12 protein-coding genes are annotated in these 12,434 nt (G+C 65.5%); 2 read left to right on the top strand and 10 right to left on the bottom strand.

The window, feature by feature from the left end:
* The 3 genes from AC1RCO_RS26885 to AC1RCO_RS26875 all read right to left on the bottom strand — a co-directional run.
* Positions 1 to 74 (bottom strand): hypothetical protein (locus AC1RCO_RS26885; protein ID WP_237149867.1); only part of this gene is annotated, 74 nt, incomplete at its 3' end.
* Positions 75 to 85: 11 nt separating this feature from the next.
* Positions 86 to 745 (bottom strand): CoA transferase subunit B, encoded by a 660-nt coding sequence (locus AC1RCO_RS26880; RefSeq protein WP_011060620.1) that lies wholly within the window; start codon positions 743 to 745, stop codon positions 86 to 88.
* Positions 746 to 781: 36 nt separating this feature from the next.
* Entirely contained in the window at positions 782 to 1,480 is a 699-nt protein-coding gene (locus AC1RCO_RS26875) for a CoA transferase subunit A (protein WP_011060621.1), read from the bottom strand.
* A 152-nt stretch (positions 1,481 to 1,632) separates the two neighbouring features.
* Here AC1RCO_RS26875 and AC1RCO_RS26870 point away from each other — a divergent pair, with 152 nt between their 5' ends.
* On the top strand, positions 1,633 to 2,535 hold the full coding sequence (locus AC1RCO_RS26870) for a LysR family transcriptional regulator (protein ID WP_011060622.1): 903 nt from the start codon (positions 1,633 to 1,635) through the stop codon (positions 2,533 to 2,535).
* 3 nt (positions 2,536 to 2,538) lie between these two features.
* On the opposite strand, the gene AC1RCO_RS26865 is transcribed toward AC1RCO_RS26870, so the two are convergent.
* The 4 genes from AC1RCO_RS26865 to AC1RCO_RS26850 form a co-directional block, all read right to left on the bottom strand.
* Positions 2,539 to 3,381: an NAD-dependent protein deacetylase gene (locus AC1RCO_RS26865; RefSeq protein ID WP_011060623.1), complete on the bottom strand. Its 843-nt coding sequence runs from the start codon at positions 3,379 to 3,381 to the stop codon at positions 2,539 to 2,541.
* 111 nt (positions 3,382 to 3,492) lie between these two features.
* Complete coding sequence (locus AC1RCO_RS26860; RefSeq protein ID WP_019092913.1) at positions 3,493 to 5,124, bottom strand: methyl-accepting chemotaxis protein; 1,632 nt, start codon at positions 5,122 to 5,124, stop codon at positions 3,493 to 3,495.
* A 212-nt stretch (positions 5,125 to 5,336) separates the two neighbouring features.
* Positions 5,337 to 7,562: an LTA synthase family protein gene (locus AC1RCO_RS26855; protein ID WP_145714090.1), complete on the bottom strand. Its 2,226-nt coding sequence runs from the start codon at positions 7,560 to 7,562 to the stop codon at positions 5,337 to 5,339.
* Positions 7,563 to 7,841: 279 nt separating this feature from the next.
* Positions 7,842 to 8,912: an AbrB family transcriptional regulator gene (locus tag AC1RCO_RS26850; RefSeq protein ID WP_145714087.1), complete on the bottom strand. Its 1,071-nt coding sequence runs from the start codon at positions 8,910 to 8,912 to the stop codon at positions 7,842 to 7,844.
* Between the two features lie 134 nt (positions 8,913 to 9,046).
* Between AC1RCO_RS26850 and AC1RCO_RS26845 the strand changes: the two genes are divergently transcribed.
* Positions 9,047 to 9,958 carry a LysR family transcriptional regulator gene (locus AC1RCO_RS26845; RefSeq protein WP_011060629.1) on the top strand — a complete coding sequence of 304 codons (912 nt, stop codon included), beginning with the start codon at positions 9,047 to 9,049 and terminating at the stop codon, positions 9,956 to 9,958.
* 24 nt (positions 9,959 to 9,982) lie between these two features.
* Here AC1RCO_RS26845 and AC1RCO_RS26840 read toward each other — a convergent pair whose 3' ends face one another.
* From AC1RCO_RS26840 to AC1RCO_RS26830, 3 genes are all read right to left on the bottom strand, one after another.
* Positions 9,983 to 10,423, bottom strand: coding sequence for a CBS domain-containing protein (locus tag AC1RCO_RS26840; RefSeq protein ID WP_011060630.1), 441 nt, complete (start codon positions 10,421 to 10,423; stop codon positions 9,983 to 9,985).
* A 169-nt stretch (positions 10,424 to 10,592) separates the two neighbouring features.
* Positions 10,593 to 11,762: an N-methyl-L-tryptophan oxidase gene (solA, locus tag AC1RCO_RS26835; protein ID WP_492618217.1), complete on the bottom strand. Its 1,170-nt coding sequence runs from the start codon at positions 11,760 to 11,762 to the stop codon at positions 10,593 to 10,595.
* Positions 11,763 to 11,793: 31 nt separating this feature from the next.
* Positions 11,794 to 12,318: a DUF2867 domain-containing protein gene (locus AC1RCO_RS26830; RefSeq protein ID WP_492618216.1), complete on the bottom strand. Its 525-nt coding sequence runs from the start codon at positions 12,316 to 12,318 to the stop codon at positions 11,794 to 11,796.
* Between the last annotated feature and the right edge of the window lie 116 nt (positions 12,319 to 12,434).

Genomic DNA, 12,434 nt, shown 5'->3' with positions numbered 1-12,434 from the left:
GGAATGTTCGCCAGGGAGCCCTGGAAACTGCCCACGGCGGTGCGGGTGGCGGCAACGATTACGACGTCTTGCATGATGGGGCTCCTCAGGCGAACTGCATTTCAGGCACGTGGTCCGGCACGATCAGCTTGCCGGCGGTCTTGCTGACGATTTCCTCGACGCTGACCCCGGGGGCGCGCTCCTTGAGGATGAAGGCACCGTTTTCGATCTCCAGGTACGCAAGGTCGGTGAGCACGCGCTTGATGCACTGGGCGCCGGTCAGCGGCAGGCTGCAACGGCTGAGCAATTTGGATTCGCCGTCTTTCGAGGCGTGGGTCATGGTGACGATGATGTTCTCGGCACCGGCCACCAGGTCCATGGCGCCGCCCATGCCCTTGACCAGCTTGCCGGGGATCATCCAGGAGGCGATGTTGCCCTGCACGTCCACTTCGAAGGCGCCGAGCACGGTCAGGTCGATATGGCCGCCGCGGATCATCGCGAAGGATTCGGCGGACGAGAAGATCGAGGCGCCGATGCGCGCGGTCACCGTCTGTTTGCCGGCGTTGATCATGTCGGCGTCGACTTCGTCCTCGGTGGGGAAGGCGCCCATGCCCAGGAGGCCGTTTTCCGACTGCAGCATGACTTCCATGCCGTCGGGGATGTAGTTGGCCACCAGGGTCGGGATGCCGATGCCAAGGTTGACGTAGAAGCCGTCCTGCAGTTCGCGGGCGACGCGCTGAGCCATTTGTTCGCGGGTAAGAGCCATGTTTGTTGTCCTTTTAGTCGGGCTGGGGAAGGGCGATCACTTGCGCACGGTGCGCTGTTCGATGCGCTTCTCGAAGGTGCCGCAGATGACCCGGTCGACGTAGATGCCGGGGGTGTGGATCTGCGTCGGGTCCAGCTCGCCCGGTTCGACGATTTCTTCCACTTCGACCACGGTGATCTTGCCGGCGGTGGCCGCCAGGGGGTTGAAGTTCTGCGCGGTGTGGCGGTAGACCACGTTGCCAAAGTGGTCGGCCTTCCAGCCCTTGACGATGGCGAAGTCACCGGTGATGGACTCTTCCATCAGGTAGGTGCGGCCCTTGAATTCGCGGGTTTCCTTGCCGTCGGCCACCGGGGTGCCGACGCCGGTGGCGGTGAAGAAGGCCGGGATCCCGGCGCCGCCGGCGCGCATTTTTTCCGCCAGGGTGCCCTGGGGGGTCAGTACCACTTCGATCTCGCCGCTGAGCAACTGCTTCTCGAACAGGGCGTTTTCACCCACGTAGGAAGCGATCACCTTGCTGATCTGGCGGTCTTCCAGGAGCACGCCCAGGCCGAAACCGTCGACCCCGCAGTTGTTGGACACCACGGTCAGGTCGCGGGTACCGCGGCGCTTGATCTCGGCGATCAGGTTTTCGGGGATACCGCACAGGCCGAAGCCGCCGGCGATCACGGTCATGCCGTCTTGCAGACCTTCCAGGGCTTCCTCGTAGGACGCCACGCGCTTGTCGAAACCTGCCATTTGCACCTTCCTCTTTCTTGTTCGTTGGCGGCTGGCCAGCCGTTTGCGGGCCAGTGTTGCGCTGCGGGATTGATTTGTTAAGTTGATTTTTAAGGTTGATTGATTTGAAAATCAGCATAATCCAGGGCGGCATACACCCAAGAGAATGGCAGATGACGGTTAAACAGATACGGGCATTTCTGGCCGTGGCCCACAGTTTGAGCTTTGCCCTGGCCTGCGAACGGCTGCACCTGTCGCAGTCGGCCCTGAGCCTGACGATCAAGGCGCTGGAGGAAGGCCTGGGTGGGCGCCTGTTCACGCGCAATACGCGCAATGTGGCCCTGACCCCGGAAGGCGAGGCCCTGCTGCCCCTGGCGCGGCGTCTGATCGCCGACTGGGACAACGCCGAGGACGAACTGCGCCAGCGTTTCAGCCTGCAGCGAGGCCGGGTGACCCTGGCGGCGATGCCGTCCTTTGCCGGCAACCTGCTGCCGCCGATCCTCAAGCACTTTCGGGCCCGCTATCCCCAGGTCAACGTCACGGTCAACGACGTGGTCAACGAGCAGGTGCTGGAGATGGTCCGTGATCGCGAGGTGGAGCTGGGGGTGGCGTTCGAGCCCCAGGACAGCACCTCGCTGGTGTTCACCCCGCTGTACATCGACCGCTTTGTCGCCGTGGTGCCCCGGGATTCGCCCCTGGCCCGGCGCAGCGAGATCGACTGGCAGGCGCTGTTGCAGGAGCCCTTCATCACCTTGCAGCGGCCGTCCACGGTGCGGGTGATGCTCGAAGATCACCTGCGGGCACGGGGCGTGCAACTGCCGGTGGAGTTTGAAAGCCACCAGTTGGCGACCGTGGGGCGCATGGTCGCCAGCGGCCTGGGGGTGAGTGCGGTGCCGGCGCTGTGCGCCCAGCAGATGCGCGAACTGGGCGGGCACTGCCTGACCCTGCACGATCCGGTGGTGGAGCGGGCCATTGGTGTACTGACCAAGCCGGGGGACGAGCTGTCCACCGCGGCCCAGGCGCTGTTCGACATCCTGCGCGAGGAAAACCTCGGCCAGCGCCTGGCGCTACTCTGAGGCTCAACGCAGCAGGCGTTCGGCCAACTGGGGCAGCAACAGGTCACAGGGCTCGCCGAGCTTGAGGTCCAGCAGCTCGTCGGCGCGGGTCTTGCCGAAGTTGATGGCCAGCAGCGGCTTGCCTTGCTCGGCCACGGCGCGGCACAGGCGGAACGCCGAATAGGCCATCAGCGACGAACCCACCACCAGCAGGCCTGCGGCTTCGTGCACGGCGCTCAAGGCCCGGGCAGCGGTGGCCGCGGCCACGTTCTCGCCGAAGAACACCACATCGGGTTTCAATCGCGAGCCATTGCAGTAGGGGCAGTGGGGCACCTGGAAGCGTTCCTCGAAGGCCGGGTCCAGCAGGGTGTCGCCGTCCGGCGCCTGCACCGCGTCAACGCCGGCCAGGTAAGGGTTGTGCGCCTCCAGTTGCTGCTGGATGGCCTCCCGCTGGCTGCGCTGGGCGCAGTCCAGGCACAAGACCCGCTGCAGGCTGCCGTGGAGCTCGATGACCTCCAGGCTGCCGGCCTCGTCGTGCAGGGCATCGACATTCTGGGTGATCACCCCGGCGATCCGGCCTGCGGCCTGCAATTGCGCCAACGCCTGGTGCGCGGCATTCGGCCGGGCCTGGCGAATGCGCGGCCAGCCGAGCATGGCCCGGGCCCAGTAGCGGCGACGGGCTTCGGGCTGGGCGAGGAACTCCTGGTACATCATCGGCTGGCGGCCACGGCGCACGCCCTCGCTGTCGCGGTAGTCGGGGATCCCCGACGGGGTGCTGATACCGGCGCCGGTGAGGACCATGAACGGCTTGCCGTGCATGGCGGCGGCGAGTTGTTCGAGCGGCGGGGCAGTGGGGCGATCGATCATGGGCTGCGCTCGTCTGTAGAGGGGACGGTTATCAGGAATAAACGCAAAACCCCGGGGATGCCAGGGTTTTGCGTCGATGGCTGGGCGGTCGCCCCGGCGAGGGCACCAGATCTACAGCCTGAACACGTTCACCTGCTGTTCCAGGTTCTGCGCCAGTTGTTGCAGGGAGCGGGCGGTCTCGGTGGTTTCCTCCACGGCCTGGCTGTTCTGCTGGGACATCTGGGCAATGCGCTCGACGTTGCGCGCCACATCCTGGCTGGCGGCGGTCTGTTCCCGCAGGGCCAGGGAGATCTGGTCCACCACCCGCACCACATTGCCGGAGGAGGTGCGGATATTGACGATGGCCTCGCCGGCCTGCTGGGCCTGTTCGACGCCGCTTTTCACCTGATTGACTCCGACGTCCATGCTGCTCACCGCTTCCCGGGTGCCCAGCTGGATCTTGTCGACCATCTCGGTGATCTCCTGGGTCGAATTGGCCGTGCGCTGGGCCAGCAGGCGCACTTCATCGGCGACCACGGCAAAGCCACGGCCTTGCTCGCCGGCCCGGGCGGCCTCGATGGCCGCATTGAGGGCCAGCAGGTTGGTCTGCTCGGCGATGCCCTTGATCACACTGACAATGCTGGAGATCTGTTCGGCATGCTGGCCCAGTTCACCGATCTGGGTGGCCGAAGCCTGCACGGTCTCGGCGATCAGGCGCATGCTGCCCAGGGTGTCCTGGATCACGCTGCCGCCTTCCTCGGACTGGCGCCCGGATTCGCTGGACAGGGCATGAGCGTCCCCGGCGTTGTCCGCCACATGGTTGATGCTCACCGTCAGTTCTTCCACCGTGGCGGCCATGGATGAGGCCGAGTGGGACTGTTCCTGGGCCGATGCCGAGAGCTGTAGCGAGGCACTGGAAATGCTCTGGGAGGCGCTCACCAGTTGCTCGGCTCCCAGCTTGATCTGGCTGATCATCGATCGCAGGCGCTCCTGCATGGCGGCGAAAGCCTGCTGCAGCTCGCTGACTTCATCGCGCCCCTGGGTGCTGATGCGGTTGTCCAGGTGGCCGGCGGCGATGGCCTCGGCCACTTCCACGGACTGGCGAATGCGTCCCACCAGGTTGCTCGACAGCGACCAGGCAACGAGCATGGCCAGCAGTGCTGCCAGCATGCCGCCGCCGAGCAGGATCGCCAGGGCCGAAGCCTTGGCGTTGTCCATGGCCTGGCTGCGGGCGTCCTGCAGGCTTTTTTCCGCTTCGCGCAACTCACTGGTGAGCTGGCGCATGGCGTCCATCTTGGCCTTGTCGCGGCCGGCGCTGATCTGCTCGGCCATGGCGGTGGCCGGCTGAGTCCCAGCATTGATCGCCCGGCGCAGGGCCAGGTTGCCCTGGATGTCCTCGCGCAGCCACTGGTCGTGCAGGGCCTTGAGTCGCTCCAGGCGCGCCTGCTGCTCGGGGTTGTCGGCGGTGCTGCTCTTGATCCGGGCGTAGTAGTCGGTAAAGGCTTTTTCGCCTTGTTCCAGAGGTTCGAGGAAGCTGTCGCGACCGGTCAGGGCATAACCGCGCATGCCGGTCTCGATATTGATCAGGCTGCGCAAGAGGGCGTCGGACTGGTTCAGCACTTCATGGCTGTGGATGGTGCTTTTGACGCTGCTGCTGACTTGATCGAAGCCGCGCAGGGCCGCCAGCACCAGCAGCAGGAGGATCAGCAGGACGACGCCGAAACCGGCATAGAGCTTTTGCGAAATGCTCAGATTGGAAAACATAGGAAGGACCGCTCCTAAACCGTTGACTGAATGCTTCACAGGGGCGTGCCTCGATGAGGCAGCGTGATAGCTCAATGATGTTTAAATGACATCAACGGTCCGACTTTTCCTGTACAAAAAAAGTTTCATGTACAGGAAAATATTTTTGCGGGGCATGCAGAAGGGCGCGCCGAGCATCGCCCCAAGGGGGGCGGCTCGGCGTGCGGCAGGGGTCAGCTGGAGTGGGCGTTGCTGTCTTCTTCGGGGTCGACGCTTTCGGTCTGCCCCGGCAACTCGGTGATCACGCTGAAGTCGCTGACTTCCACCGCTCCCAGGCCATAGCCCAGCAGGTGGAAGGAGAAGGCCTTGCGGGTTTCCGGGTTGTCGAAGCTGAAGTCCATCTGCAACGGCTGGTCGGGTGTGACCAGCATTTCTTCCGGCAGGCCCAGGGGCACGTCCTGTTCCAGCTCCTTGCCCTTGAGCAGGATGTAGGCGTTTTGCTGCGGGTCGGCGGAGCGCACGGTGAAGCGCACCCGGGTCTGGGAGCCCTTGGGCATTTCCAGGTACTGGGCGCCGATCAGGTTGTCGGCCCAGTCGTCCTTGATCTGCGCCTGCAGCGGGATGATCGCCGGGCTGCCGAACTGGTAGTGCTGGTTCAGCGGCGACTGCAGCAGGCTGCGGTCCAGGTTCGCCGCACGCGCGCTGATCTGCCGGGCCCGCAGGCCGCCGTACTGGCCTTGCAGGCTGGCGCTGTCGGCGATGAAACCGGGGCTGGCGTAGTAGCGGCAGCGCTGTTGGAAGTCGCACTCGGTGAAGGTGCCCTGGCCATCGTGGTAGCGCAGCTTGCCGTTGGTGTAGGACATGATTTCCCGGCCCTGGGCATAGTCGCGCAACAGCGAGCGGCCGCTGAGGCTGGCGGGCACCGGCAGGCCGAAGTAGTCCAGCACCGAGGCGCTGAGGTCGACGTGGCCGTAGGTGCCGGACTTGAGATGGGGCAGCAGGTCCTGGTCCGGGGCGAGCATCAGGTTGAAGCCCCAGGACGAAGCCAGGCGCACGCCGTCGATGCCGTGGGACTCATCGGAGGTAATGATCACCAGGGTGTCCTTGAGCACGCCCTTGCGCTCCAGGCCCGTGAGGAACTGGTCGATGGCGTCGTCCAGGTAGCCCACGGCGGCCTGCTTCGGCGTCTCATAGCGCTCCAGGTAGTCCTCGGGCGCCGAGTAGGGCTGGTGGGTGCCGACGGTCAGCAGGGTGAGCATCCACGGCTTCTTGTTCTTCTTCAGCTGGTCGACGTAGCCCAGGGCGCCTTCGAAGAAGGCCTTGTCGTCCTTGCCCCAGGGGAACTCCAGGTAGTTGTCGTTCTTGAACCACTCCAGGCCGTGGGTCGAATCGAAGCCGATGTGCGGCATGATCTTGTCCTTGGCCATGAAGCGCAGGCCGGCGCCCTGCAGGTAGTGGGTGTTGAAACCGAACTTGTGCATCTGCGCCGGCAGGCAGGCCTGGTTGCGCTGGCTCTGGGTGAGCATCTCGACGCCCTTGGGGGTGCCGTTGTCGAGCTTGTCGTAGTCGCCGCAGAGCATGGCGTACAGGCCGCGGATGGTCTGGTGGCTGTGCAGCACGTAGTCCGGGGTGTTCATGCCGCGCTCGGCCCAGGCGCTGAGCTTGGGCATCAGGTCTTCCTGGTAGCGGCTGTTCAGGGCTTCGCGGTTGGTGCGGATATAGGCACCGGGAATACCTTCGAGGGTGATCAGCAGCACGTTACGCGCGCGGCCTGCGCTGGGCAGCAGCGGCTGGCCTTCCAGGTCCAGGCGGGTGAGCCCGGCCATGGGCGGTGGGACATCGGCGACGTCGCCTTGCAGCCAGTCCTCCACCTGCATCTGCGCCTGGCCGGTGGCGGTGGCCAGGGCCTGGTGGGGCAGGTTGAACAGTTGCCACTGGTCGGCTTCGCTGGGCTTGAGGTACTGGATGCCGCCGTGGGCCACCAGCAACAGCACCGGCAGGCTCCAGCTATGGCGCGGCAGTGCCGGGGGGCGCACCCCGCGGTGGGCGCGCTGGACCACCAGCCACAGCACCAGCCCCAGCAACAGCGCCAGGCCCAGGTCCGGGTGGGTCAGGCCGCCGCCGGTGGAGTTGCCGACAAACTGCGGGTCCACCAGGTAGTGCAGGTCGGCGAGGTTGGGCATGCGCCCCACGGCGCTTACCAGCTCGGCGCTGACCAGGGTCAGCAGGGCCCAGACCAGCAGCACCGGCAGCGCCAGCCACCAGGGCCGGCGGTACAGGAGTACGGTCAGCAGGCTGGCGCTGGCCAGGTCCGACAGATAGCCCAGCGGGTTGGACCAGCCCAGGGCCAGGCGCGCGCCCATGGGCAGCAGCAACAGCAGGCCGAACAGGGCACACAGGGGTGCAAGAGGGTGTTGTAGGCAACGACGGATCAACTTCACAAATAACCTGCCTGTCATCAAATCTTCACGCAAATGTGCGCGATCTTAACAAGAGCTGACGGCAAGACGTTTCTTAATCGTCAAGGAAAGACCTGGGGACAGGCTTTGCGAATCCCCCCCAAGAGGCGGTGGAATCCGTGCAAAGCCCCAGCCTGGAAGGCTGGCGGCGAACAGGGGCAGGTTTCACACCGCTTGGATTTACTATTTCAGGTTGTTAAAAAAAATGTGCCTTGGGTGCTGATGCCGATCAATCAAGGGCAAGCAGTGTAGGGGGGGCAGGGGAGCTTGCTCCGGCACCTATCGCGACCACTTGATGATCAGCCGGGCGAAAAACGCGCCGCTGACAATCACCGCGAACAGGCGCAGGGTCTGCATCGCCAGCACCAGGCCGACATCCGAATGGGTGTCCACCGCGATGATCGCCATGGCGTCCAGGCCGCCGGGGCTGGTGGCCAGGTAGACCGAGAGAAAGTCCTTGCCCATCCACAGGGCCAGCCCCCAGGCAGAGAGGGCACAGAGGGAGATCAGCAGCAGGGCGCCGCCGATCATCGCCGGCAGGTGGCCGAACACATAGCTCAGGGTCGGGCGGTCGAAGCGCAGGCCGATATAGCCGCCGATGGCGCCGTAGGCACAGGCCAGCAGCCAGGACGGCAGGCTGATCTGCAACAGCCCGCTGACCTGCAGCGCGCCGCCCAGCAGCAGCGGCACCAGCAGGGCCCCGGCAGGCACCCGCGAACCCAGGAGCACACCGCAGACGATCGCCACGATGCTCAGGCCAACATTCGGCAGGCTCATGCCGTGCAGGGCCATCTGGCTGGCGTGGGCCTCGCTGCCGCTGGCCGGAGCGCCGATCCAGTGGCTGACGAGGGCCCCGACCATCACCACGCACACCACCCGCACGTATTGCATGGTGGCCACCACCCGTGAGTCGGCGCCGAACTCGTCGGCCATCGACACCATGGCCGAGGCCGCACCGGGCGCCGTGCCCCAGGCCGCGGTGCTGGCGGCAATCGCGCCGAAGCGCACCAGCACCAGGCCCACCAGGGCGCTGAGGCTGACGGTGAGCAGGGTGGCCACCAGCATCACGTGCCAGGACTGGAGCATGGCCGTGAGCACGGCGAGGGTCATGGAGTGGGCGGCGAGCATGCCCACCGAGCCCTGGCCCAGGCGAAACGCCAGGCGCGGCACGCGGATGCTGGCACCGCACACGCCAAACAGGATCGCCGTGAGCATCGGCCCGAGAAACTGCCCGGCGGGAATCTCCAGGTACTTGAGCAACTGGCCGCTGATGCCGGCCAGCAACAGCCAGGCCGGCCATTGCAGCGCCTGGGGCCAGGTATTCAGGGATAGACGAAGCGATGGCGACAAGGGACGACTCTCCAAGACGCTGGCCACTCCTGTTGCGGGAGCGGTAAAACCTGCGCCGGAGCAAATTATTGATAGCGCGATTGATCAAGTCCAGTTTCTAATTGTGATCAACTCATAACTATTGTTGATCGATCATGGACCTGCGCGACCTGACCTATTTCGACACCATCGCCGAGCTCGGCCACCTGGGCCGGGCGGCGCAGAAGCTCAACCGCAGCCAGCCGGCGCTGACCAAGAGCATCCAGCGCCTGGAGGAGTCCTTCGGCACCAAGCTGTTCGAGCGTGAAGGGCGCGGCATCAAGCTTACCGCCGTGGGTGAGTTGCTGCAGCGGCGCAGCCGGCAACTGCAGCAGAACATCGCCGAGACCCACCGCGAGGTGCGGGACTTCGCCAGCGGCGTGCTCGGCAACATCCGCCTGGGCTGCGCCGCCAGCATGGCCGAACACCTGCTGCCGCAGATGACCGCCACCTTGCTGGAGCGGGCCCCGGACATCACCTTGAACCTGGTGATCGGCCAGGACGACCTGTTGCGCGAGTCCCTGCGCTCCGGGCGCCTGGACATGGTCATCTGCCCGATGTTCGAAGGCGACCCGCACCTGAGCCACCACACCCTGTTCGAAGACCGGGCGGTGGTGGTGGCCAGCCGCGACCACCCGATATTCGCCACGCCCATGCGCCTGCGCGACTTGTGCGCCTACCGCTGGGTGCTGCCGGGCACCCGGGTGTCGGCGCGACGCTGGATCGACAACGTGTTCCAGAGCCATGAACTGCCGCTGCCCTCGGTGCAGATAGAGACCAACACCATCTCCCTGTTGCCGCGGCTGATCGCCAAGACCGGGCTGCTGAGTTTTCTGGCCCGGGAAACCCTGGACGACTTCAAGGGCATCGCCCACCTGCGGGAAGTGCCCCTGGCGCAAACCTGCATGCGCCGCAGCATCGTGGTGCTGGTACGCGCCGAAGGCTACCTGTCGCCCGCAGCCCAGGCCCTGTTGGATCTGCTCAAGAGCGATGGGCGGCAATTCTTCACGGCGGGTGACGCCCTGTGAGCCAGGGCGGCGCAGGGCATGGGGTCATTCGCCGCGGATGTACTGCTCCAGCTGGCGGATCAGGTCGGCCTGTTCGGCGATTGCTTCCTTGACCAGGTCGCCGATGGACAGCAGGCCCAGCAACTGGCCGTTTTCCACCACCGGCAGGTGGCGCAGGTGGCTGTCGGTCATGATGTTCATGCAGGTGTCCACGCTCTGGTGCGAGTCCACGGTGATTACCGGCGAGCTCATGATCGCGCTGACCGGGGTGCCCACCGAGGAGCGCCCGTGGAGCACCAGCTTGCGCGCGTAGTCGCGCTCGCTGATGACCCCGACCACCACGCCATTCTCCAGCACCGGCAAGGCGCCGACGTTTTTCTCGGCCATCACCATCAGCGCCTCCAGGACCATCTGGTGCGGGGCGATGGTGTGCACTTGCTGGTTGTGCTTGGCCTTGAGTTTCAGCAGTTCTGCGACGCTCTTCATGGGGCGCTCCGGTTGTTCTACGTGGGGCGGCGATGCGCCGCCCTGAGGGGTTTCTAAAGAATCGTAGAGACTCGGCCAACCAGCAAGGCTGAAAACGGCAGATAAACGGCGAAAAACGTCACCCCGAGGATTTTTTTTCACCACGGCGCCGATAAAGGGGCCGTTGCCTTCAGTTGAAGCGGTGCAGGGAGAAACTTTCCAGGTCGATTTCGCTGCAGCCGTCCACGTGCTGCTGGGCCAGGGCTTCGCCAATCGCCGCCGAATGCTTGAAGCCATGGCCGGAACAGGCGCTGACCACGGTGACATTGGCCAGGCGCGGGTGGCGGTCGATGATGAACCCCGAATCCGGGGTCACGGTGTAGGCACAGACGCTGGCCTTCACCAACTCGGGGGCCAGCCCGGCGATATGGGGGGCGATCAGTTTGTGGAACAGGCGCTGGGCGTCGGCGCTGCTGGGCTGGCGGTCGAGGCTGTCCGGCTGGCTGCTGGCGCTGTACTGCTCGGTGGCGATCTTCACGCTGCCTTCGCCGGGAATCGGCGGGAAGCCGTAGCAGGCGTCCACGTCATCGGCGCTGTGGAGAATGAAGCTCGGGGAGCGGGCCGGGTAGCGCTCGGGCTCATCCAGGCGGAACCAGTACAGCTGCTGGCGGCACACCTGCAACAGCGAATCGAAGGGCGCCCCCAGCAACTGCGCCGACCACATGCCGGCGCTGACGATGACCTGTCGGGCAAACAGCCGCGAGCCGTCGCTGATGATGTGCACCCCGTCATCCTGGGCGTCCAGTTCCAGCACTGTCTGGCCGGTGATCAGGGTTGCCCCCAGTTGCAGGGCCCGGGTCAGTTGCGCATCGATGCAGCGTTCCGGGCGGACAAAGCCGCCGCCGGGTTCGAAGTAGCCCCGGGCGCTGTCATCCAGCGGGGCGAACTGCGGGAAGCGCCGGCGGATCTCGGCGGCGTCCAGCTCCTGGTGCTCGATGCCATAGCGCCGGGCCAGCTCGATGCTGTTGTCGGTGAAGTCCCGGGCCTCTGCCGGGCGCTGCGGGTCGGTGCTGGCGGTCATCACCAGCACCCCGCATTGCTCGAACAACTGCACATCCAGCTCCGCCTCCAGTTCGCGCCAGATCTGCTGCGAGCGGATCGCCAGGGGCACGTAGGCCGCACCTTCGCCCACCGCCTGGCGGGTGATGCGGGTGTCGCCGTGGCTGGAACCCAGGTCGTGGGGCGGGGCGAAGCGGTCGATGCCCGCCACCCTTACCCCGCGCTTGGCCAGTTGATAGAGGGTGGCGGCGCCCATGGCGCCCAGGCCTACGACTACAACATCGAAATCCGGTGTGTGCACGGCAAGATCCTTGGGATGGAAGGCTCAGCAGTTATTGGTTATTGATAGTGGCCAGGGTCATGGGCGCGATGATCCGGTGGAACGGCGCCACCGGCAGCATGTACAGGCGCCCCAGGCGGTTGTGCGGGTGGACCACGGTGGACAGCACCACCGGGCGCCGGCCCTCGGCGTCCAGCGGCAGGCGGTTGAGCGACAGGTGTACGTCCAGGTGCTTGTCGCGGTCCACCACCAGCACCTCGTCGGGGCTCTGGGAAATCAGGGTGAAGATACCCACCCGGTCGCCGGGCTGGTAAGCCTCGTCGGGGCGCGACAGGTCGATGCGGGTCAGGCGCCCCAGGTCCTTGAGGCCGAACAGCTGCACCACGCGGTTGCGCAGGCCCATCAGGCGGTCGATCCAGGCCGGGGTCTGGCTCATCAGGCACAGCAGGTGACGCATGGCGCTGCGCTCGGCGTCGGACGCCAGGGTGCGGCGGCAATCGATGAAGGTGGCACCCGGGGCCAGGGCCGCGATGCTGGAGTCATGGGGCAACGGGCAAGGGTGTACGGCAGACTTCATCGGTGCAGCTCCCTGAAAGTTGGCGGCCTTGGCTTCATGCCGATCAGCCACGCCAGAAGCCGCAAAAAATACCACTTCCTGAGGCGAGGAACTTGCTGTTGTGTAGCGGCCAGTTG

Source organism: Pseudomonas sp. GW823-FHT03E05 (assembly GCF_058796855.1).
The sequence above is the reverse complement of the archived record's forward strand: the minus strand, read 5'-3'. Positions and strand labels throughout refer to the sequence as shown.

Bases quoted from the DNA above. Each gene is read 5' to 3' on its own strand.
- AC1RCO_RS26830 (WP_492618216.1), bottom strand. From the start codon at position 12,318: ATGAAGTCTGCCGTACACCCTTGCCCGTTGCCCCATGACTCCAGCATC.
- AC1RCO_RS26845 (WP_011060629.1), top strand. From the start codon at position 9,047: ATGGACCTGCGCGACCTGACCTATTTCGACACCATCGCCGAGCTCGGC.
- AC1RCO_RS26865 (WP_011060623.1), bottom strand. From the start codon at position 3,381: ATGATCGATCGCCCCACTGCCCCGCCGCTCGAACAACTCGCCGCCGCC.
- AC1RCO_RS26860 (WP_019092913.1), bottom strand. From the start codon at position 5,124: ATGTTTTCCAATCTGAGCATTTCGCAAAAGCTCTATGCCGGTTTCGGC.
- AC1RCO_RS26880 (WP_011060620.1), bottom strand. From the start codon at position 745: ATGGCTCTTACCCGCGAACAAATGGCTCAGCGCGTCGCCCGCGAACTG.
- AC1RCO_RS26840 (WP_011060630.1), bottom strand. From the start codon at position 10,423: ATGAAGAGCGTCGCAGAACTGCTGAAACTCAAGGCCAAGCACAACCAG.
- AC1RCO_RS26875 (WP_011060621.1), bottom strand. From the start codon at position 1,480: ATGGCAGGTTTCGACAAGCGCGTGGCGTCCTACGAGGAAGCCCTGGAA.
- AC1RCO_RS26870 (WP_011060622.1), top strand. From the start codon at position 1,633: ATGACGGTTAAACAGATACGGGCATTTCTGGCCGTGGCCCACAGTTTG.
- AC1RCO_RS26855 (WP_145714090.1), bottom strand. From the start codon at position 7,562: ATGACAGGCAGGTTATTTGTGAAGTTGATCCGTCGTTGCCTACAACAC.